The 20865-nt window shown below is 51.3% G+C and carries 20 protein-coding genes, 1 riboswitch and 1 other annotated feature; of the genes, 8 read left to right on the top strand and 12 right to left on the bottom strand.

Annotated features, from left to right (window positions below; genetic code table 11):
- Window positions 1-50: 50 nt before the first annotated feature.
- The 5 genes from M2108_RS08345 to M2108_RS08325 all read right to left on the bottom strand — a co-directional run bounded on the left by M2108_RS08345 (window position 51) and on the right by M2108_RS08325 (window position 4565).
- Entirely contained in the window at window positions 51-704 is a 654-nt protein-coding gene (locus M2108_RS08345) for a flagellar brake protein (protein WP_277468423.1), read from the bottom strand.
- A 157-nt stretch (window positions 705-861) separates the two neighbouring features.
- Window positions 862-2226, bottom strand: a complete 1365-nt coding sequence (gene ypeB, locus M2108_RS08340) for a germination protein YpeB (protein WP_277468424.1) — start codon at window positions 2224-2226, stop codon at window positions 862-864.
- Between the two features lie 338 nt (window positions 2227-2564).
- Entirely contained in the window at window positions 2565-3260 is a 696-nt protein-coding gene (gene prsW, locus M2108_RS08335; protein WP_068729972.1) for a glutamic-type intramembrane protease PrsW, read from the bottom strand.
- An 82-nt stretch (window positions 3261-3342) separates the two neighbouring features.
- Complete coding sequence (locus M2108_RS08330) at window positions 3343-3957, bottom strand: genetic competence negative regulator (RefSeq protein ID WP_277468425.1); 615 nt, start codon at window positions 3955-3957, stop codon at window positions 3343-3345.
- A 227-nt stretch (window positions 3958-4184) separates the two neighbouring features.
- Window positions 4185-4565 carry a hypothetical protein gene (locus M2108_RS08325; protein ID WP_277468426.1) on the bottom strand — a complete coding sequence of 127 codons (381 nt, stop codon included), beginning with the start codon at window positions 4563-4565 and terminating at the stop codon, window positions 4185-4187.
- A gap of 85 nt (window positions 4566-4650) precedes the next feature.
- Here M2108_RS08325 and M2108_RS08320 point away from each other — a divergent pair, with 85 nt between their 5' ends.
- Window positions 4651-5589, top strand: a complete 939-nt coding sequence (locus M2108_RS08320; protein ID WP_481856864.1) for a polysaccharide deacetylase family protein — start codon at window positions 4651-4653, stop codon at window positions 5587-5589.
- Between the two features lie 125 nt (window positions 5590-5714).
- Here the strand turns inward: M2108_RS08320 and M2108_RS08315 are convergent, their stop codons facing one another.
- Genes M2108_RS08315 through M2108_RS08305 form a run of 3 tightly spaced genes read right to left on the bottom strand, consistent with a single transcriptional unit; the run spans window position 5715 to window position 7527 of the window.
- Window positions 5715-6563 (bottom strand): metallophosphoesterase, encoded by an 849-nt coding sequence (locus M2108_RS08315; RefSeq protein WP_277468427.1) that lies wholly within the window; start codon window positions 6561-6563, stop codon window positions 5715-5717.
- Window positions 6557-6937, bottom strand: coding sequence for a hypothetical protein (locus M2108_RS08310; RefSeq protein WP_277468428.1), 381 nt, complete (start codon window positions 6935-6937; stop codon window positions 6557-6559). Before M2108_RS08310 ends, M2108_RS08315 begins: the two co-directional genes overlap by 7 nt.
- On the bottom strand, window positions 6934-7527 hold the full coding sequence (locus tag M2108_RS08305) for a CPBP family intramembrane glutamic endopeptidase (protein WP_277468429.1): 594 nt from the start codon (window positions 7525-7527) through the stop codon (window positions 6934-6936). Before M2108_RS08305 ends, M2108_RS08310 begins: the two co-directional genes overlap by 4 nt.
- A gap of 66 nt (window positions 7528-7593) precedes the next feature.
- Here M2108_RS08305 and M2108_RS08300 point away from each other — a divergent pair, with 66 nt between their 5' ends.
- Together M2108_RS08300 and serA are read left to right on the top strand one after the other, a co-directional pair.
- Window positions 7594-8502, top strand: coding sequence for a hypothetical protein (locus M2108_RS08300; RefSeq protein ID WP_277468430.1), 909 nt, complete (start codon window positions 7594-7596; stop codon window positions 8500-8502).
- A 112-nt stretch (window positions 8503-8614) separates the two neighbouring features.
- Window positions 8615-8841, top strand: a binding site (T-box leader).
- Window positions 8842-9082: 241 nt separating this feature from the next.
- Window positions 9083-10675: a phosphoglycerate dehydrogenase gene (gene serA / locus M2108_RS08295; RefSeq protein WP_277468431.1), complete on the top strand. Its 1593-nt coding sequence runs from the start codon at window positions 9083-9085 to the stop codon at window positions 10673-10675.
- A gap of 96 nt (window positions 10676-10771) precedes the next feature.
- Here serA and M2108_RS08290 read toward each other — a convergent pair whose 3' ends face one another.
- The gene (locus tag M2108_RS08290) at window positions 10772-11611 is read right to left on the bottom strand and encodes an SDR family NAD(P)-dependent oxidoreductase (protein WP_277468432.1); all 840 of its coding nucleotides are present in this window, start codon (window positions 11609-11611) and stop codon (window positions 10772-10774) included.
- A gap of 157 nt (window positions 11612-11768) precedes the next feature.
- On the opposite strand from M2108_RS08290, the gene M2108_RS08285 reads away from it, so the two are divergent.
- From M2108_RS08285 to M2108_RS08265, 5 genes are all read left to right on the top strand, one after another.
- Window positions 11769-12761 carry a helix-turn-helix transcriptional regulator gene (locus M2108_RS08285; RefSeq protein ID WP_277468433.1) on the top strand — a complete coding sequence of 331 codons (993 nt, stop codon included), beginning with the start codon at window positions 11769-11771 and terminating at the stop codon, window positions 12759-12761.
- 92 nt (window positions 12762-12853) lie between these two features.
- Window positions 12854-14104 (top strand): methyl-accepting chemotaxis protein, encoded by a 1251-nt coding sequence (locus M2108_RS08280; RefSeq protein ID WP_277468434.1) that lies wholly within the window; start codon window positions 12854-12856, stop codon window positions 14102-14104.
- Between the two features lie 196 nt (window positions 14105-14300).
- A riboswitch (cyclic di-GMP riboswitch) is annotated at window positions 14301-14393 on the top strand.
- 114 nt (window positions 14394-14507) lie between these two features.
- On the top strand, window positions 14508-16148 hold the full coding sequence (locus tag M2108_RS08275) for a thiamine pyrophosphate-binding protein (RefSeq protein WP_277468435.1): 1641 nt from the start codon (window positions 14508-14510) through the stop codon (window positions 16146-16148).
- A 25-nt stretch (window positions 16149-16173) separates the two neighbouring features.
- Window positions 16174-16542, top strand: a complete 369-nt coding sequence (locus M2108_RS08270; RefSeq protein ID WP_068729994.1) for a carboxymuconolactone decarboxylase family protein — start codon at window positions 16174-16176, stop codon at window positions 16540-16542.
- 52 nt (window positions 16543-16594) lie between these two features.
- Window positions 16595-16957, top strand: a complete 363-nt coding sequence (locus tag M2108_RS08265) for a hypothetical protein (protein WP_277468436.1) — start codon at window positions 16595-16597, stop codon at window positions 16955-16957.
- 89 nt (window positions 16958-17046) lie between these two features.
- On the opposite strand, the gene glpK is transcribed toward M2108_RS08265, so the two are convergent.
- From glpK to M2108_RS08250, 3 genes are all read right to left on the bottom strand, one after another.
- On the bottom strand, window positions 17047-18540 hold the full coding sequence (glpK, locus tag M2108_RS08260) for a glycerol kinase GlpK (protein ID WP_277468437.1): 1494 nt from the start codon (window positions 18538-18540) through the stop codon (window positions 17047-17049).
- A 116-nt stretch (window positions 18541-18656) separates the two neighbouring features.
- Window positions 18657-20102, bottom strand: coding sequence for an ATP-binding protein (locus tag M2108_RS08255; protein ID WP_277468438.1), 1446 nt, complete (start codon window positions 20100-20102; stop codon window positions 18657-18659).
- The gene (locus M2108_RS08250; protein ID WP_068730002.1) at window positions 20103-20819 is read right to left on the bottom strand and encodes a response regulator transcription factor; all 717 of its coding nucleotides are present in this window, start codon (window positions 20817-20819) and stop codon (window positions 20103-20105) included.
- Window positions 20820-20865: the final 46 nt, after the last annotated feature.

The following is a 20865-nucleotide window of genomic DNA, read 5'->3' as shown; positions in this document are numbered from 1 at the left end:
GTGCAAAACCGCATAAGGGGCTAAATATGTAAAATTATACGCAAAAATGGTCAGCGGTTGCGGAAATCGAACTGCCGTTCGAAGCAAAAGCGGATAATTTTTTGCCGCTCAGCATCGGAAATCGACGAGAACTTCAGCATGACGAGATTACGTTTATTGTCCAGCTGCTTCATCCGTACAATCTCCCCCTCAAAATAGGCGTGCTCAATACTGCCGTTCCGGTAAGGCAGCAGCATCCAGCAGCTAAGCTTGTCGGCAACCGCAAATTTGACCTTGCCGTCGCTGAGAAAAGAAGTTCCCCCTCCGCCGACATCATCGGTACGGACTAGAACCCGGCTGCCAAGCGTGTCCTTGACGGCCAGTTCAAGCTCTGCAGTAACCCGCAGGAAGCTGCGGCGCTGGATTTTGAATATATGTTCAGCTTCCGGCTTGCGGATTTTGATCATCCGGATCACATCCTCTTTAAAGCCGATAACATGGGTATTGAAGTAGTTTTTGATCCCGCCTTCAGTGAGAAAATAAACGGAAAGCTCATCTCCCATAAACAGTTTTTTAAGCCGGGCTTTGCCGATCTGCATGGGAATTTCAATCAGAATCGCATCATCCTCGATGTCCGCAATTCTGGACCTGTATTCAATCTCAGCCTCAGCCGTATCGCTCGAAGCTACCTGTATGTAAAGATGTTCATTAATTTTGGGATACAATCCGGTCACCGCCACAGAGTTAGTAATTAAGCACATTACCGATTATAGCATGGCCTTTTGGCTCCGGGTTAGTAAAAGTTGCAGAGAACCCGGTGAAATTTGTAGCCGCAAAAAAGAGGAGCGCTCCGGGGCGGAGCCTCCTCATTCAGACTATACTTTATCTTTGTTTATCCTGGGCCCCGGAGGAGGTCCTTACCTGCTCCAACGCTTCTTCGTTTCCGTCGGCAGCATTCAGGTAAATCCGGTATTGTGAACCGTTGATTTTGCCGCCGAACTCATAGGTCAACAGCTCAGTAGCATCCTCATTCTCAATCCAGGCCAGCCGGTGATACAGCTCCTTGAATTCCGGATTGAGATGCGTTCTGGCCTGCTCAAGCGATAAGCCCGGTTTGGGAATTTCCCGCTTCTCCTGATGCTCCTTTGCATAATCGCTGGCCTGAAAGCCCGTAGGCTCTCCCGTATCCAGCCCGGTACGGACTGTGATTTTTTCCGGATAAATCAGCACCCCGTCCCGGCTGCTTACAAAGGTCAGATTCCCCAGATTGTCATACCGGTCCGCGCTGACCGCCGTCATGCCGGGAAATCCTTTTTTCTCAAGGAATTCCGCTCCTTTAACCGCCGCCTGCTCCAGTGAAACCCGGGCCCCCCCAACCTCACGGTTGTCGTTGTAGCTTAACAGCAGCCCGCCTTCTTTGGTGAAATTCATGGTGACCGGCTGCTGGTGGTCCTGGCTGGTCACCGTTGCAGTATACGAAGCCCATTCGGTACCCTTCCCGTTTTCGCGGATGTCCACCTTCGCGTTAGCTCCGGCTGCGGCGAGTTTCACCGCCTTGGCTCTGATATCCTCGGCCGTGACCGGCTTGCCGCCGAGCTTTTTCACAGACCGTTTATCATAGATACTCGCTACAGATGGCCCCCAATCCAGCTCAGGGTAGGCCGCAACCCGCTTATCCACAGTCTTGAACCCGTCGATAATCGTGTTGTCTTCGGCTTTTTCCTCGGTTGCCAGAGCTGTTTCCACATCCATCCACCGCAGCTTTTTACCGATAACCTTCTTCTGCACCTCCTGAAGATCCTTGGAGATCTCACCGGAGTTTTTGTAGAGTGCCATAAGATTCGCCATTTCCCCTTCGGTCAACGGCTTCTTGGTAAAATCACGTACGGCAGCCTTGTAGGAAAAATTGGATATTTTGGACAGGAACTCCTCGGTTTTACTGAACGGCAGCAGCGTAAGCGGCAGCTGGTTGATCTCATTCTGCGCTTCACTGGTCAGCCGCCATATATTAACAAGACCTTTACGGTGCATTCCGTTTGAGGCAGAATTCACGGCAAGGGTATTCCCGAGTTCACCATGAAGGCGTTCCACGTGATAGGACAAATCATGAAAAGCACGCTGGTACTGGTTCTCCGCTTTAATCAGAATCGAGTTTTTCTCCTGGTTCTCCTGGTACCCCCAGACCAGCGCTCCAACCAGCAGCAGCGCGGTAAGCGGGAACATTATGGCACTTAATCTTTTGTACATAGGGCTGTAAGACTCCTTTCAGTAGCTTATTGCCGTTAGTTTGACAATAACTGAGAAGAGTTATGCACCGATGCAGTCAGCAAAATAAAAGAGATTACTTCCAGAGCAGCGCCTGGGTCAGCCACGCTCTTCAATATCAAAGCCACTGCTGCTGCTGCACAGGCACTGCTTGAAACCGGTCTGGACGATCCCCTGCTCCTTGCTGCCTCTCAATATGTAAGATTCGCCACACTGTCTGCATACAATCCGGACTTTTACACGCAAAAAAAGACACCTCTCTCCTCTCTGGAATTCCTTAATACGGAACTTTCCGGTAGATTTAAGTGTGTCCATCTCTTTTAAAGGTTAACCTCTTCTTCACGCTTCAGAAAACGGAACGGTGAACGGCTGTTGGCCAGCGCCACCTTCCCCATGCCTCCATACCACAATACTGCCATCAAAGGCACAATGAACCAGATCCAGTAGTTGGACATGGTGGCGAGGATAAAATCGTATATTCCATGCCATAGCCAGGGCAGCAGCAATGATACCAGCAGTATCCCTCTTGGCTTCTTTCCCTTGGTGAACTTAGCCCGGCCCATATGATAGCCCATAATGACTCCGAACATCGCATGACCCGAAACCGGAAGCAGTGCCCTGATAAACATGGAGCCAAGCGTAGCATGGCTGTACCAGGCATACATTACATTCTCAATTGTTGCAAAGCCGAGCGAAATCGCTACAGCATATAGTATTCCATCATAAGGCTCGTCAAATTCGGTATGATTGTAAATCATATGGTACAGCACAAACCACTTCAGGCATTCTTCGACTCCGGCAGAAATCAGAAAAGAATCCACATACGCTCCGCCTCCAAGCCCGAGCACCATACCCCGCTGAATAATCATGACCGGGAAAACAATCAGCAGTCCCAGCAAAAATACCTTTATGACCATATGGAGCGGTTCCTGGTCGTACTTGTCTTTCAGATAGAAAAAAGTCAGCAGTGCAAGTCCTGGTGCCACTGCCGACGTAATGACCGATAACAAAAGCACCAAACTTCCTCCCCCGAAACTTTCTCTACCGTGTCTTTCTTTGATAAAAGGGGCCCGGCTGATGCCAGGGCCCGCTCTCCTCTTATTCCTGGCGCTTAAAATGTGTGCACAACAGCTCAATAGCATTCTCAGCCATTACTGTCTTTCCGTATTCGTCCAGCACAGCTTCTGTCACCGGCGTTGAATCACCGAACTCGGACAATACGGCAACCAGTCCCGTGAGCACAGATTCTTCATATTCCTTCGGATCGAAGTAGAGGTACCATTTATCATTATAAGAATACAGTTTTCCTTGGGAAGTAATATTGCCGATGAGTACATGAGCCGCTTCGACCAGAATCTCAAAATCGCGGAATGCATACACAATGGAGTCGCTTTGTTCTAATGTAACTTCCATTTCGTAAATCTCTTCAGGCATTTCTTCTTCCCCGGCTCCACCGTATTGATGGTGATCATATTTTCCCCGGGTCACAATAACGACCATACCTTGCGCGGGCAATGCGAACACTTCAACGGCAAGCGGACCGGTAGCGTCAAAGCCAAGCTCACTGTACGCCTGGTCCATCATTTCCGTAAAAAGGTCATGCACCTTGGGAACTTCCTGCCACATATCTTCCTTCTGGATGCCCCGCTCGCTCAGGTCGTCAAAAGTGAGGAAAATCCGTATCTTATCTTGACCTAATCGCTCTATTCTCATGACAGGATCCTCCTTTTGCAAGCTCATTTAATATTAATGTATGATGAGTCCCGAGTAATGAGCCAAAAATGGTTACTATGTAAGTATGTTATCATTTTGGCGCACTAAATGCACGTAAATAAATATATTTAATCATTCATTACCACTATGCCCCCATTTCGAACAAAAAAAGAATCATTCTGCGGATGGAATCATCCCCAAAATGATTCTGCACTGCTGACTTGCGGTTACAAACCGGGTATGACTGTATGCGTGTCCTTCAGAATCTGCTCCACTTCATGTTTTACATCGGGATTTGTACGGATGAAATCCTTCAGCATGTTCAGGTTGGACTCCCTCGACTTCAGCGACGGATCCTCTCTGTGTCCGGTCTGAGAGGACGTCTTGTGTTCCGTTATGTCTGCTTTGTCATGTGAGCCGTCAGCAGCCGTGCTGCCGAACCCGGTCAACGCCATGCCCACAATTTTGTCGCGCGCTTTTTCCCCTGCACCCTGGAGCTGGCCGCCGGACTGCATGAGCGAGGACATCATGGCGCTGCGTTTTCTGGACATAATCATACTCGCGGCTGCACCAAGCACAACTCCGCACAGAAATGACGAAGTATTCATATCTCTAACCTCCTTGTATGGTAAAATCATGCTTAGTGTTCGCGGAAAGATTCCCGCTCATACAGCCAAACAACAAGAAAGCGAGATGAAAAAAGTGGGTAAAGCAATCTCAGCCCTGCTGCTGGCAACCCTTTTGCTGTCAGCCTGCAGCGGCAACAACGATGAAGACCCTGTACAGGGCAGTACTGCGACAGCTCCGGCTGCAGCTGCAGAAGTGACAGCCGCACCGACGGAAGATACCGCAGGCACCGTAGCGCCAAGCGCATCCAGTCCGGCACCGGAGGATGGCACGAAAGCAACCATAGCCCCGGCAGCTTCAGCTGCTCCGGGATCCAGTACAGCCACTCCCCCAAGCAGTGAGCCGGCGGCTGCCGAAATTCCGCTGCTATACCATATGAACAAAAATTACGATATTGTTCCCAATGAGGAGGGTACGGACAAAAAGGTAGTCCTGCTTACGTTCGATGACGGCCCCAAAGAAGCGGAGATGATCAATGCACTCATGGATACACTGGACAAGCATCAGGCAAAGGCGATCTTCTTTGTTAACGGATACAGGGTAAAAGAGCATCCCGAGCTGCTGAAGCTGCTGCATGAACGCGGAGGGATTATCGGTAATCACAGCTGGGATCACATCGTACTGAAGGATAAAAGTTACGCAGAAGTGCAAAAGCAGATCGGGGATGTCCAGACTATTGTCAAGGAAATAACCGGAGAAGCCCCGGCTTTCTTCCGTCCGCCGCACGGTGCCGGCGGAGATGTCGGCAAGCAGGTAGCCGCGGAGAACGGAATGCTCTACATGACCTGGTCTGTCGGATCACTCGACTGGGAGATGAAGGAGAAGGATACGGCAAAGACGGAAACTCTGGTCAAAAACGTGACGGATCAGCTGCATTCCGGCAGCAACATCCTGATGCATGAGCTCCCCTGGACAACCCAGGCGCTCGACACGCTTCTGACTACGCTTGAAGGCAAAGGCTACAGCTTTGTTGATCCGCGCAGCATCGAGCTCAAGCAGCGCTAAGCACAAAGCACTTACCCCATTCCAAAAAAAGGGATCCCAGGCACTATTGCCGCGGGCCCCTTTTTTGCGTTTACAATAATACCATACATAAAAATAAAAAAACGTCGCCGAAGGGCCTGTCAGATTCAGGCCGTCCCCCTGTCCTCACCCTGGCGCAGCGTAAGCACATGAATCTCCGCCGGACTCCGCCAGCGCACGGGAAGATGCGCAGTGCCGAAGCCCCGGCTGATCAGCAGCTTGGCTCCGGCTCCGCTGCCGTCTTTTCTAGGAATGGTGAACTCGCCGGCATTGTATGTACGGTAGAACGGATCAGCATGCATCTGCAGGCCGAACGGTAGCACAACCTGGCCGCCGTGGGTATGGCCGGCAAGAATCAGGTCTGCCGGAACGGAATCTTGCCTGGACAGCCACAGCGGGTCATGCACGAGAATGATCCGGAAGTAAGCAGCTTCACTGGAAGGTACCGCCGGCAGGGGGGCATACCCCTTTTTGCCCCCCTGCCGCGGGAAGTCGACCCCGGTCAGCAGAAGCTTGCGGCCTTGATGCTCAATAAAGACATTCTCGTCCATGAGCAGCCTTGCTCCGCTGGCCCGGATGATATTATCAGCAAGATTAGTCTTTGCCTTGTAATCATGGTTACCGTGAACCGCATATACCGGAGCAATGGATGCGACAAGCTTCATATTATCTGCCAGCCTGGTCAGCGGATTGCCCTTCTCCGTTATATCACCGCCCAGAAAGACGGCTTCCACCTTTCCGGCCAGCGGTGCAAGAAGGGCTTCGGGAAGCCGCCGGCGATGGATATCGGTAATAAACAGAATCCGGAAGCCGTCAAATTCCGCTGGCAGGCCGCTAAGGAATATTTCCTCGGCAATAATGTTCCGCCCGAAAGCGGAGAAAACCATGATTGCACCTATAATGCCCAGTCCAAGCAGAAGAGCAGCAGCGGCACCGATAATCCAGGCGGCTACCATAAGTTTCTCAGCTCAGGTGCGCCCTCGATTCCCCACCAGACTAGGAATGCGAGCAGCAGGATAAACAGGGCGCTCAGCGTGTTGACAAATATTTTGCTCCACCGGACACGCTGTGAAGGATAACTCTGGGAGCGGGAAGGGGTCTCCGCTTCTTCCTCGGCGGCTGCCCTATGCTGCTTATCCGCCTTCTCAGCGCCTCTTGCCGCATATCTCGCTTTTCTGGAGAGGCCTGCCGATGGCTTAGCTCCTTGTCCAGGGTGCGCTTCAGTCGATGTCTGGACTGTCTTTGTTTTACTGTTGCTACCGGCTGGAGGCCGGCTTTTGCGCCCAGCGGACTTGCGGCGGGATTTCACCCGGCTTAATTCCTCGTTCATGACTCCCTCCTGTAGCGGATGACCAGGCCTGAAAACAAGTCGATCAGAAAATGGCAAAGAATCGGCGCCCACAATGTTCCAGTGTGAATGTAAATATAACCAAGCCCGTAGCTGCTGAGGAAAACCCACCCGGTCGGAATCCAGTGGCGGAGATAGCGGATATGAATAACCGCAAACAAGATACTGGTCCAGTAAGGGCCGAATGCGTGCTGAATGGCGCCGCGGAACAGCAGCTCCTCGCACACCGCAACCATCGCCGCAATGATAATAATGTGCCAGAACGGGCGGCGGCCGAACAGGAGCTCATTTATGCCTCCGTCATCCATGCTGTCCTGCGGGACAATATGTGTTAACAAAAAATCCACAACCAGCATAATGCCAGCCAGACCAAGGCCCCAGAGCACAAATTGTGCGCTGTCAGGAAAATTTAATATGTCAATGGGATTTCTTTTCTGCAATAATATCCATATCAGACCGATAAATAAAGTAAGGCCCTGTGTAATATAGAGATTTAGCAGAAGCAGCTTGTCTGTCAGCTGCTGCGGATCTGCCTTTTTGATCTTGATGTTGCCAAATTTGAATTTTTTCATTGTAACCTGCCTGTTCTAATTTGTTTTTACATAAGATAATTTCCCCAGAAGAAGGAGCACTAAATTATGAATAGCCGTAACTCCCGCACTCAAATGTTATACACACTGGGCTTTCTATTTTTCCTGATCTGCGCATTTGCCGCATTTTTTACGGGAGTGAAGGTTGGAGCTGACAAGACTGAGGCGAAATATGCCCACCTGACCGATGCCGAAGGGGCTCTGGAGGAATTCTCCGGGTCGTACCAGCAGCAGGATCTTGTTGCTTTCTATCATAACGTATTTTTGCCTTATCGGGAATTCAAGCGGAATTGGAATAACGAAGTGGGTAATCTGGCGCGCAGCACAGATGCCCGCACGAACGCGGCAACACTGAAGAATCTAAGCCTCCTGGCTGACAAACAGTACGACAAGGTCAGTAAGGATTCCCTGTTTACCAGTTCTCCGCTGCTGTCACAGTCCCAGCTCAATATTCTTAAAAGCCTGACGCTCTTCTCACAGGCTTCGAGCAAGGTGACCGCAGGCACCTCCGGTTCTGAAACCGCCAAGGCGCTGAAGAATGACAATTTTACGGCAAATGCCATCAAGTTCGGGCTGCTGGGGCAAAAAGACTTCTATGATTCCATGCTTAAATGGGGTTCCAAAACGAGCAGCAGCATTCCTGCAGAGACAGGGGTGATTAAGACGCTGTCCTTTGTTTCCTGGAAAAAAATGCCTCTTCTGCTTAAAAATTCGACTGTTGCGAATATCATGCTGAACCGCAAAATCTACGGTGCCTACGATCCGCAGGATATTACAGCCAAAATCGATGATATGATCTATTCCGGCACTGCCAGCTCGCTCGGCCTGAAGGACGTCCAGTCCTCCATCACGCTGCTTATCTCTACTGGAGCTGTGCAGGAGCAGGATTTCATGAAGTGGCGCGAGCAGTATTACGGGAAAGAAGTTATACCGCAGCTTCCGTTCTTTTATGAGTAGAACCAGCTATTGCATCATAACGAAAAATAAAGCTCACTTCAAGGCAGTCCAGGCAGAATAAGCCTATTGACACAGTTGGCATCACCATGTTACATTATGAAAAATTAATCAAGCAAAACCGATGAAGGAACAAAGATTCTGAAAGTCTACAGAGAGCCGGTGGGTGGTGCAAACCGGTGGCGGACAGTGTTCTTTAGCGCTCCCGAGATATTGTATCGAACGAATAGTAGATGCAATCGGATCATCTCCGTTATCAGTGTGGCCTATACGGCCAATGAGGCTGCTTCTTGAACAGTTGCAGTGAATTAGGGTGGTACCACGACAACTCTCGTCCCTTACTACGGCAGTAGTATGGGGTTGGGAGTTTTTTTGTTACCCGGATTCATTACAATTGGTCTAAAAGGCCCATATCCCGCTTTACGCGTACAGCTGCATCCTTTCTCTTTTATGCGACAGCGCGTTGCCCCGTTATTTCGGCAATGTCAGCCAGCCTGTTTGACCACTACTGGTACTGCGGGTGCCTTTCGAGGGCATCCTTAGGCATATTAAGCTTTTTAACTTTTAAGGGGGATAAGAAACCATGTTTAAAGTATTAGTGTCGGATCCGATCAGCGATTTGGGTATTCAGCAATTGATGGACGCAAAAGATGTAATTGTGGATAAGAAAACAGGACTGAGCGAAGACGAGCTGATTGCCATTATTGGCGAATATGACGGTCTGCTTGTCCGCAGCCAGACAACGGTTACCGAGAAAATAATCGCTGCCGGCACCAACCTGAAAGTTATCGGCCGTGCCGGAGTCGGAGTTGACAACATCAAGCTGGAGGCGGCTACGCAACGCGGTGTCGTAGTTATTAATGCTCCGGACGGAAACACCATCACTACCTGTGAGCATGCTTTTGCCATGATGATGGCGCTGGCCCGCCACATTCCGCAGGCTTACGCCAAAACCATCAACGGTGTGTGGGACCGTAAAACGTTCCTTGGCGTTGAGCTGCGCGGCAAGACACTCGGTGTGCTCGGTATGGGCCGGATCGGCAGCGAGGTAGCCAAGCGGGCCAAAGCATTCGGTATGAGCATTCTTGCCTATGACCCGTTCCTGACAGCTGACCGTGCTGAAAAGCTGGAAGTAAAGCTGGCCTCGGTGGATGACATCGTGCGCGGAGCCGACTTCATTACTGTACACACACCGCTGACACCTGAAACACGCCACATGATCTCCCGCCCGCAGTTCGAGGTTATGAAAAAGGGCATGCGCATCGTTAACTGTGCCCGCGGCGGTGTTATTGATGAAATGGCGCTGGTTGAAGCGATCGACAGCGGCATCGTTGCCGGAGCAGCCTTTGACGTATTCGAGAAGGAGCCACCGCAGGCTGACCATCCATTCCTGACGCATCCGAAGATCATTGTCACTCCGCATCTCGGTGCCTCGACCGTTGAAGCCCAGGAGAACGTCGCCATCGATGTATCGGAGCAGGTTCTGCATATCCTGCGCAACGAGCCGTTCATCAACGCAGTCAACATCCCGCCGGTTGCTCCAAGCGTAATGAACAAGCTTCAGCCGTACTTCACGCTCGGCGAGAAGCTGGGAAGCTTCGCAACCCAGCTTACCCACGGTGCAATCCGTGAAATCAACGTTGAGTATGCCGGAGACCTCTCCGATGTGGATACTCAGCCGCTGACCCGCTATATCGTCAAAGGTGTGCTGTCCCGCCACTTCGCTGGCGATGTCAATATCGTCAACTCGATGCATCTGGCCAAAACCCGTGACGTGAACGTTGTCGTGACGAAATCACCTAAGACCAAGGGCTTCACGAACCTGATTACCGTTACACTGAAGGCAGATCCGGATGAAGTTCGTCTGGTAGCCGGTACGCTGCTGCAGGGCTACGGTGAACGCATCGTCCAGGTGAACAACTTCCCGGTTGATATTGCGCCGGAAGGTAACCAGATTCTGATCTCCCACAACGATAAGCCGGGGATTATCGGTCTCGTCGGAACCTTGCTCGGTGAAAATGATGTCAACATCGCGTCCATGCAGGTAGGCCGTAAAATTGTCGGCGGAGCAGCGATCATGCTGCTTACTGTGGATAAAGCGGTGCCTCAGGATGTGCTGGTGAAGCTTGCCGGACTTCCGGAAATCAATACTGCGGAAGAAGTTATTCTGCTGTAGGAACAGCCCCTGTAAATAATTAATGCCCGTCCGGAACGCGCTCATGGCAGCGCTGCTCCGGACGGGCATTTTCCATTCAATTGGGTGCTTCCGATATTAAACCATCCGGAAGACAGGAACTTTGCGCCCGTCCGAATCTGTGAAGCCGTACTTCTCTGCAAGCGCCCCGACCTGCTGCGGGATTCCTGACAGGGCCAGCTTCTCTTCATCCTGAGCCAGTGCAGCTGCCGCCCGGCCGATATACGCCGTAGATTCAGTATTCTTAAGCGCCTCTACCTCCTGCCAGTGCTCTTCATCCGTCCCGAACTCTGCCAATACCAGCTCGGTCCGCATCCAGCCCGGTGACAGCGGTATAACGGCAATCCCGTCGGCAGCAAGCTCAACGGACAAACCGTAAGCCATACGGTTTAGCGCATTTTTGGCCAGGTCATAATAGAAATTCCCCGTATATTTATCCCTGTCCCAGAATGTCGTATGGATAATCAGTCCGCCGCTGTCCTTAGTCTTGCGCATCAGAGGAACCGCATAATAATTTGTCATCAGCTGCGCCCTGACTCCTGCTTCAAACATATTGTCCCAGTGCGCCGGCGGCTGCTCCCAGAACGGCTCCAGGCCGATCGGCAGCTTATTTCCACCCCATACATTATTAACCAGGATATCAAGTCTGCCTTTTTCCTCGGTAATTTGCCGGATTACCTTCTCCGTCTCCCGGTCATTTGAATGGTCGCAGCGGATTGCGGCCGCTTCACCGCCGGTCTCCAGAATCTCTTTGCAGACTGTATCTATTGTCCCCTTTACTTGTCCGGCCTGCTGTGGTCCCGTGCTTCTGCCGGTGATATAAACAAATGCCCCCGCGCGGGCCAGCTCGATGGCAATCCCCCTCCCCGCCCCTCTGCTTCCGCCGGTAACCAGTGCCACTTTTCCTTGCAGTGTCATCTTTAATCCTGCTCCTCTCCGGTTTTCATTCATAATATGTGCTTTCCTGCTGTCATTAATCATTATATCCGGTATATATGTCACCCATTGTCATATATAAATGATATACTGTTAATCGGCAGTTCAGTATAAAGCAGGGTTAAGGAGGGAGAACGAATTGAGGGCAGACCGTTTATTATCCATAGTGCTTCTGATGCAGGCCCGCGGCAAGATAAGCACACGTGAGCTGGCCGGGCTGCTTGACGTTTCCGAAAGGACTGTTATGCGTGACATGGAGGCGCTTAGTGTATCAGGTATTCCTGTCATTGCAGAAAGAGGCCGGGACGGCGGCTGGATGCTGCCCCAGGGCTACAGAACCACGCTTACAGGCATGAAGCCCCGGGAGATCGGCTCGCTGCTTCTGACGGCGGACACAGCTGTTCTGGAGGCGCTGGGGATTCAGGAGGACTTTTCTTCTGCAGTCCGAAAGCTGGAAGCAGCGGCAGCAGCCAAGCCGCAGGATTCTCCGCTCCAGCTCCTGACTGAGCGCATCCATATTGACGGTGCAGGCTGGCACCCTTCCGGCGAAGCTTATCCTTACCTTCCCCTGCTGCAGGAAGCAGTATGGACAGACCGGATGGTCTCCATGATTTACAGCAACAACGGTGAACAAAAGGAACGGAAGATTGCCCCGCTGGGATTGGTAGCCAAACGCGGGGTCTGGTATGCTGCTGCCGAGTGCGGCGGCGAAATGCGGACCTTCAGGGTTTCGCGGATTACGAGGGCTGAAATAACCAGGGAAACATTTACCCGCCCGCCGGGATTTGATCTGGCGAGCTATTGGGAGCAATCTACCGCTTCATTCAAGGCAGCGCTGCCCCGTTATCCTGTCACCCTGCTGCTCAGCAGCCCGGGCCTGCATTCGCTTCAGCAGGAGCGGTATACAGCTATTCTGTCCACCCGGCAGTCTGCCATAGAAGGCTGGATGGAGACTCAGGCGGAGTTCCATACACTGGAATCTGCCTGTAAAATTATATTATCTCTGGGACAGGAGGCTGTGGCAGCCGAGCCGCAGGAGCTGGTAGCCAGCCTGATGACCGCTTTGCGGGAAACTTCTGCTTTATATGTAGAAATGGCCCGTAATTCCACTTCTGCCGGAAACGGGATTTGATGTTTTATGTCAGTTTTTACAATAGACTGTTCCCCCGTCAATCCCCTATACTTATACCAGTACACACCATTTTTTTTAGGGGGAACTTTATTATGGATTGGATGACCAAGCTTCCGTTAAAACAGAGAATTGTAGCCGGCTGTTATCTTGTCGCCGCATTGTTCGCTGTTCCGGTATTGATTACGATGGTAGTTATGGGCAAACTCATTCTCGGCATCATTCTCATTGCGGCGCTTGCAGGACTGACTTATCCCCTTGCGCGCTTCGTCGAGAGAACGCTTACATCTTCTTTTGACGAGTTCTCCAATGTCACCCACACCATTGCGAAAGGCGATTTTACAAGCAGGGCTGATGAAAACGGATCAATGGGTGAGGTCAGCCGCTCCTTCAACATCATGATTGACAAGCTCAAGAAGATTTTGACCGAAGCCTCACAAATTACCCGGCACGTTATGGATGCCAGCAGGGGGATCGAAGACAAAAACCACAGCCTCAAAATCGTAATGGCCCAGGTTGCCTCCTCCTCTAACGAGCTTGCTGTCGGTGCCAATGAAATCTCCGCAGATATCGCGGACATGACAGAATCGATTAAAGATATTGAGACAAAGGTAGCCAACTATACACATTCCACCAAGGAAATGAATAAACGCTCTATACATACGCTTGAACTGGTAGAACAAGGACGGCTGTCGGTAGATACCCAGGCTGAGGGCATGCGCAAAAATATCGAGGCTACGGGCAAGGTTGCCGGTACCATCGAGGCCCTCTCACAGAACGCCCGCGGGATCTCCTTGATTGCCAAGTCCATTACTGAGATCGCCGAGCAGACTAACCTGCTGTCGCTGAATGCTTCAATTGAGGCAGCACGCGCCGGTGAACACGGACGCGGTTTTGCCGTTGTGGCCCAGGAGGTTCGTAAGCTTGCTGAAGAATCCACCGCTTCAACCAAAGAAGTATTCAGCCTCATCCGCAGCATTGAATCCGATATCAAGCAGGCCGTAGAGAATATCGCCATCAATGAAGAGGTTGTACAGGTGCAGAATGAGCTGATCGTGGAGACAGCCCACATTTTCTCGCAGATTGTACAAAGCGTGCAATACATAACCGAGCAGATTGCTTCCTTCTCCCAGGAAAGTGACCTGATGCTGGAAAGCGCACTTAAAATATCCAGCGCCATTGAAAACATATCCGCAATCACCCAGGAGACTGCAGCCGGCACCGAGGAAGTATCAGCTGCAATGAATGAACAGATTAACGCCCTGCAATCCGTCGCCGATGAAACCGACAAAATGACGCAAGCTGTATTCCAGCTGCAAAAAACCATTCATATTTTCAAATTCTAAAGGATTGGTTCTCAGGCCCTAAGGCTGCCGCTCACACAGAGCGGCAGCTTTTTTGCGATAATGATTCCATATTTAACCAAATCGTTCTGCAATTCGTCAAATTTCGTATCTTTCTGCATTATTGTATTGACAATGATAGATTTAAAAATATATTGTAAAAGTAAAATTAACCAATGAAATATTATCCATTGGACCTAACTTTATATGGCAAAATTCTCCGAAAGGAAATGACGCAAAGCCATGGATCTACAGTCTCAGTTTCTGGGACCAGGATAGCCAGGTTGCAGCCGGGACGTGAGCACCATTACGTTCTGAACAGCTATACCCGCAACTGGCCTGTGCTCATTTGAGTACAGGTATTCTATTGTCACAAGAGTCGCTAGAAAAATACACAACGGATAGGGTGGAGCATTTGAAAACAGTCGCAGATTATATGGCGGAGGCGCTTCGCAGCCTCGGCGTGACACATTCCTTTGGTATTATCGGCAAATCTATTTGTCCTATAGCTCTTAAGATGGTTGATTACGGTATCGAATTTATTCCGGGCAGACATGAGTCCAGCTCCGGCTTTGAAGCCGCCGGCTATGCACTCAAAACCGGAGGTCTCGGAGTCGCATTCGGAACCTCGGGTCCCGGAGGAACGAATCTGCTTACTGCTGCAGCACATGCCAAGGCTAACAATCTTCCTGTCCTCTTTATTACAGGGCATCAATCGATTAAAGAGCTCGGAATTCCACAGTGCCAGGATTCCTCCTCTTATCTGGCTGATCTGGCAGATATGTTCAGACCCGCTACGCTGTTCAGCAAGCTGGTAGAGCGCGGTGATCATTTCAGCACGATTTTCAATCATGCTATCTCTATTGCCCTCAGCGGCAAACGCGGTCCGGTCCATCTGTGCATTCCTTTTGATGTCCAGACAGAAATGCTGGAAGAATGCCGTATTGTTATTCCTGAACGCGAGCCGCTTGTGAGCACCGGCAATTTTGAGCGTGTCATTGCCGCAATCAACGAATCATCGCGCCCGCTGATTATTGCCGGCAAAGGTGTCAACCGTTCCGGCACCCACCAGGAGCTGGTGCAGCTGGCTGAAACCTTCAATATCCCTGTAGTTACCTCACCGGGAGGCAAAGGAGCCATCGCCTGGGATCATCCGCTGTATCACGGTCCGGTCGGTGTGGGCGGCTGCAAGCACGGGGATGATCTGCTGAACAGCAGCGATCTGTATATTGTGCTCGGCTCACGCCTGAGTGATATGACAATCTGCAATCTCAAGGCGGAGAATCACCCTGCAATGCTGATCCAGTTTGATTCCGACCCTACCTTCGTCGGCAAGATCCTGAATTCGCCAACCATTTCAGTCAGCGGGGATCTTCGTGACAACCTTAGCTACTATCTGGAGAATATCGACCGGGATAGTGTGGTCAGACACGAAATAACAGTAGACGCCAATTACCGCGACGAATTGCCTGATCTCCCTAAACTTTCAATCGCTTCAGTCTTGAGCACTTTAAGCGATCAGATTCCTTATAACAGCTCCGTCTTTGTAGATGACGGCAGCCACGGCTTCCATGCCGTAAAATGGTACAATGTCAAGAAGCCTGGTAGCTTTATCTTTGATGCCTACTTTGCCTGCATGGGCAATGCTATCGGCATGTCGATCGGAGCCAAGGCTGCCGCTCCCGACGAAACCATCTTCTGCATTACCGGGGACGGCTGCTTCATGATGCTGGGGGCTGAGATTAATACTGCTGTGTGCAAGGATCTCCCGGTTATTTTTATTGTAGTTAATAATATGCAGCTGGATATGGCCCTCAAAGGTATGGAAAAGACGACCGGCAGAATTGACGGCACTCTCTTCGAGGTTCCGATGGATGCGGCGAAATTCGGCGAATCTCTCGGAGCTGTAGGCTATAAGTGCGAAACGGCTGAACAATTTGCTGCGGCTATAGATGCAGCGGTAGCATCCAACAAGGTAGCAGTGATTGAACTGCTCACCGACCGTGACGAAATGCCTCCGACAGCGCACCGTGTATTGAATCTTTAATTAACATCATTCAGGGGGTTTTTACGTGGAAAGTTCAGTGAACAGCGGACTTAAGCATTTTACGAATTTGTCCGGAGATTATGGCAATAAGCAGCTGGCCCCGATTAAAGAGCATTTTCCGGAGCTGGCTGAATATATTATGGGCAACGCATATGGCGATATTTTTCAGCGGACCACAATCGGTGCCGACTGGAAAGAAATTGCTGTCATCTCTGCCCTGATCACGATGGGTCAGTATGAACAGCTGGGCGTACATTATGTAATGGCACTGCGTGTCGGCATGACAGTTGATCAGATCAAAGGCATCCTGCTGCATCTCGTACCTGCAATCGGCGCTCCGCGGGTAATCTCCGCCTTCAACGTGCTGCTCGCTACCTTGGAAGAAATCAAGTAACTTTAGAAATGGCAGTCTGAATGTATATCTTTCGATTTGGGGGCTGGAAGGAATGGGCAGGTTTGTTCTGAAAGCAGATTCCGTGAGTAAGATTGTTCATATGCAACTGGAAGGCACCTTCTCCAATGAGGATGGCCTCAAAACAATGCAGGCTTACCAGCAGACAGTCAATCCCATCACAACTTCAGAATATTCCCTGCAAATTGACTGCCGCAAGCTGAATGTCACCGCACCGGATGTCGTGCCCCTGCTGGAAAGCTGCTTCATCATGTATAAGTCGGATGGCTTTCAGCAGGTAACTTTGGCGCTTGAAAACAACCCGCTGCTCAAGATGCAGCTCTCCCGGCTTGGCCGTAAAGCGGGAATTGAGAATATGCTGATCGTTCCTTCTTTTCAAGAACAAAATGTACTGTAAATCTAAAAAGCAACCTGCAGACAAGGTTTTCCTTGCTGCAGGTTGCTTTTGTCTGTTGTATTTATGTGTTATTGAAGCCCGGTCCTGTGTTAATTCCGTGGCTCATGCTTTTCCCAGCCCATACTCCGCTCTACCGCGTCCTGCCATATACTATAACGGCGTTCCCGCTCTTCTCCGTCCATCCGGGGCACGAAATCCCGTTCCGCTTTATTAAAGCTCTCGAGCTGCTCTCTCGACCAGACTCCTGAGGTTAATCCGGCCAATAAAGCAGCGCCAAGCGCCGTTGTCTCCGCGTAAGTTGTACGGGTCACTGTGCTGCCGAGAATATCTGCCTGGAACTGCATCAGCAGATTGTTGCGGACGGCTCCGCCATCCACACGCAGACCGGTCAAAGGCATGCCGGCATCCTTCTCCATTGCACCAATTACATCACGGGACTGGAACGCCAGCGCTTCCAGTGTTGCCCGGACCAGATGCCCCGCCGTTGTCCCCCGGGTCAGTCCGAAGACGGCTCCGCGGGCGTACATATCCCAGTACGGAGCGCCAAGACCGGTGAATGCCGGCACGACAACCACCCCTTCACTGTCCTCTACTTCAGCTGCCCGCTGCTCAGAGTCAGCCGGACCTTCGATCAGGCCAAGCCCTTCGTGCAGCCACTGCACGGCTGCCCCGGCCACAAACACGCTGCCTTCAAGTGCATAATACAGCTCGTCCCCCATTCCCCAGGCTACCGTTGTCAGCAGGCCGTGGTTGGAGACAACCGCTTCCGTCCCAGTGTTCATAAGGATGAAGCAGCCTGTCCCGTACGTATTTTTGGCACTGCCGGCCTCAAGGCAAGTGTGTCCGAACAACGCCGCCTGCTGGTCGCCGAGTACCGAGCAGATCGGAATCGCTGCACCGAACCATCCCGCATCCGCTATACCGAATTCACCGCCGGACATACGGATCTCCGGGAGGATGGAGCGCGGAATACGCAGCTTTTGTATAAGCTGGTCGTCCCATCTTCGTTCATGGAGGTTGAACAGCATTGTCCGGGAGGCGTTGGTCACGTCTGTAGCGTGCACAGCGCCGCCTGTGAGCTTCCAGATGAGCCAGCTGTCTATCGTCCCTGCCAGCAGCTCCCCGCGCTCTGCACGCTCTCGTGCACCCTGCACATGATCAAGAATCCAGGCCAGCTTGGTTGCAGAGAAGTAGGCATCCACAACCAGCCCCGTCTTGTCTGCAATTTCCCGGTCCAGCCCCTGCCGCTTGATCTCCTCACATTGCTGTGCAGTCCGCCGGTCCTGCCAGACAATAGCCGGATATATCGGCTCGCCTGTAGTCCGGTCCCAGATCAGGGCTGTTTCACGCTGGTTGGTAATTCCGATAGCTGTAATGTCCTCCGCAGCTATCCCGCTGGCCTGAATCGCATCTCTGGCTGCCGCCAGCTGGCTCTCCCAGATTTGCTCCGGATCATGCTCTACCCAACCGGGCCTGGGAAAGAACTGCTTAATTTCATGTTGCCCTTGCGCAACCATGCCAGCCTCCAGATTAAACAGTATAGCCCGGGAGCTCGTAGTCCCTTGATCCAATGATAAAATCATGAATAATGCCTCCTAAAGTGACGGGTATATTGTGTTCCACGATGAACAAGATTAAAGGAGTCCTTTCAACAAAAAGCACCTCTGCATTCAGAGGCGCTGTCAGTCTAAGTCCGGATTTACTGTTTTTCGACAGGAAGCCGTAGCGTAAAAGTCGTGCCTTCGCCAAGCTTGCTGGCGGCAAAAATTTGTCCGTGATGTGATTCGACGATATTTTTGACAATGGCAAGCCCAAGTCCGGTACCGCCCGATTCCCCGCGCAAACGGGCCTTGTCCGCCTTGTAGAAACGTTCAAAGATAAAAGGAAGGTCATCTGGATGAATACCGGCGCCCTGATCACGGATCGCAATCTCAATATAACGGCGGCCTTCCAGCACAACAGAGGCGGTCAGAATCGAGATTTGTTTGTCGGCAGGCGTATGCCGGAAAGCATTGTCCAGAAGATTTGTGAAAACCTGCTCCAGCTTATCCATATCAGCAGACTTCAGCACCAGCGGTCCTTCGGGTCTATGCAGATCCAGAATAATATCGCGTTCTTTGGCCCGTACCGAGAATTTACGGTAGATCCGGTCAAGGAGCTCACCCATATCAACCTGTCCCATCATCATGTCCGTATGCCCTGCTTCCATCCGTGCCAGATCAAGCAGATCCTTGACCAGCCGGCCCATCCGCAGCGATTCATCATGAATCACCTGCACCAGCTCGTTTCTCTCCTCCGGGGAGGAAGCCATGCCATCAAGCAGCGCTTCACTGTAGCCCTGCATCATGGAGAGCGGTGTGCGGATCTCATGCGATACATTTGCTACAAAGTCACGGCGCATCTTCTCCAGCCGCACTTCCTCAGTCACATCCCGCAGCACGGCTACAGCACCCCGGATGTGATCTTCCGAATAGAGCGGAGCCATATGAACGGACCATACGCCCTGGCGGACATGCACATTGGCACGCTGATCCCCGCCCTGGCTGAGTGTATCCATAAATAAAGGACGCAGCGGAAGCGGAACTGCGCTGAAAGCCGCAAGCTTCGACTCCTGCCCGGCATCGCTCTCCTCCTGATCCTCCAGGTTCAAATCGCTCCAGGTTTCCAGCAGTTTCTGACCATGGGGGTTGGTGAGGATGATATGACCCTCATCGTCAAAGGTAATCACAGGGTCAGTCATGCTGCGAAGCACACTGGACAAGTGCCCTTTCTCATGATTCAGGCTGCGGATGTTCTCTTCCAGCTCTGCAGCCATATGATTGAATGAGGTGGCCAGCTGGCCGATCTCATCACTGGTACGGAGCTTCAGCCTGGTGCCGTATTGTCCGCGGCGGATATTGTTGGCCGCTTCAATGACCTGCTGCATCGGCTGTGTAATTTTGGTGAACAGGAACAACGCAAAAAACGTTGTTAATGAAAACCCGATCATACAGGCATACATAAATAAACGTTTGATCGCCCCGGAATTGGCGAAGTTGCTGTCGATGTAAGGGAGCAGAAACAACCCTACCGTAATGAGTACAACAGCAACAAGGCAGATGATCGTAACCCACAGCTTGCCGACCAAGCTTCTCCAGAAGCTCACCTATTTGGGTACCTCAAGCTTATAGCCAACTCCCCATACTGTGGTGATCATTGCTGCCGATTCCGGTGATACCTTATTCAGTTTCTCGCGGAGTCTTTTCACATGTGTATCCACGGTACGTAAATCTCCGAAAAATTCATAATTCCACACATCCTTGAGTAGTTCCTCACGAGAGAATACCTTGTCCGGTGATATCGCCAGATAATGAAGCAGTTCATATTCCTTCGGCGTCAGGCTCACTTCCTGGCCGCCTGCCGTTACACGGTGGGCGTCATGCTCAATAATCAGATGCGGAAACACAATATTATTGCTAGAGTTGCTCTCTTTGGATAAAAAGGCCGTAGCCGAAGAGCGGCGCATAATGGCCTTGACGCGGTAAATCACCTCACGCGGGCTGAACGGCTTAACCACATAGTCATCGGCTCCCATTTCAAAGCCCTGTACACGGTTGATTTCTTCACCCTTGGCGGTCAGCATTAGAACGGGAGTAGATTTGACGCCTCTAAGCCTTGTCAGTACCTCGATCCCGTCGATTCCCGGCAGCATCACATCCAGCAGGATCAGACCGTAATCATTGGCTGTTGCTTTGCGCAGAGCCATTTCGCCGTCTTCTGCTTCGTCGATTTCGTAGCCTTCTTTTTCAAGATACATTTTTAGCAGGCGGCGAATGCGCTCCTCGTCATCCACCACCAGAATTCTATTCAGATGCTCAGCCATTAACAACAACCCCTTCATCAAATACAGTTGAACATTACCCTGGTAC

The organism is Paenibacillus sp. PastM-3 (genome assembly GCF_029893965.1).
In the GTDB taxonomy this organism is placed as follows: Bacteria; Bacillota; Bacilli; order Paenibacillales; family Paenibacillaceae; genus Paenibacillus_AQ.
This window is presented reverse-complemented; position numbering and strand designations above follow the sequence as displayed.

Excerpts from the sequence above, each read along its gene's own strand:
- M2108_RS08305 (WP_277468429.1), bottom strand. The coding sequence starts at position 7,527 with ATGAAAAAATTCAAATTTGGCAACATCAAGATCAAAAAGGCAGATCCG.
- ypeB (WP_277468424.1), bottom strand. The coding sequence starts at position 2,226 with ATGTACAAAAGATTAAGTGCCATAATGTTCCCGCTTACCGCGCTGCTG.
- M2108_RS08325 (WP_277468426.1), bottom strand. The coding sequence starts at position 4,565 with ATGAATACTTCGTCATTTCTGTGCGGAGTTGTGCTTGGTGCAGCCGCG.
- M2108_RS08265 (WP_277468436.1), top strand. The coding sequence starts at position 16,595 with ATGGGCAGGTTTGTTCTGAAAGCAGATTCCGTGAGTAAGATTGTTCAT.
- serA (WP_277468431.1), top strand. The coding sequence starts at position 9,083 with ATGTTTAAAGTATTAGTGTCGGATCCGATCAGCGATTTGGGTATTCAG.
- M2108_RS08315 (WP_277468427.1), bottom strand. The coding sequence starts at position 6,563 with ATGGTAGCCGCCTGGATTATCGGTGCCGCTGCTGCTCTTCTGCTTGGA.
- M2108_RS08280 (WP_277468434.1), top strand. The coding sequence starts at position 12,854 with ATGGATTGGATGACCAAGCTTCCGTTAAAACAGAGAATTGTAGCCGGC.
- M2108_RS08250 (WP_068730002.1), bottom strand. The coding sequence starts at position 20,819 with ATGGCTGAGCATCTGAATAGAATTCTGGTGGTGGATGACGAGGAGCGC.
- M2108_RS08290 (WP_277468432.1), bottom strand. The coding sequence starts at position 11,611 with ATGACACTGCAAGGAAAAGTGGCACTGGTTACCGGCGGAAGCAGAGGG.
- M2108_RS08330 (WP_277468425.1), bottom strand. The coding sequence starts at position 3,957 with ATGAGAATAGAGCGATTAGGTCAAGATAAGATACGGATTTTCCTCACT.
- M2108_RS08320 (WP_481856864.1), top strand. The coding sequence starts at position 4,651 with ATGAAAAAAGTGGGTAAAGCAATCTCAGCCCTGCTGCTGGCAACCCTT.
- M2108_RS08310 (WP_277468428.1), bottom strand. The coding sequence starts at position 6,937 with ATGAACGAGGAATTAAGCCGGGTGAAATCCCGCCGCAAGTCCGCTGGG.
- glpK (WP_277468437.1), bottom strand. The coding sequence starts at position 18,540 with ATGATTTTATCATTGGATCAAGGGACTACGAGCTCCCGGGCTATACTG.
- M2108_RS08300 (WP_277468430.1), top strand. The coding sequence starts at position 7,594 with ATGAATAGCCGTAACTCCCGCACTCAAATGTTATACACACTGGGCTTT.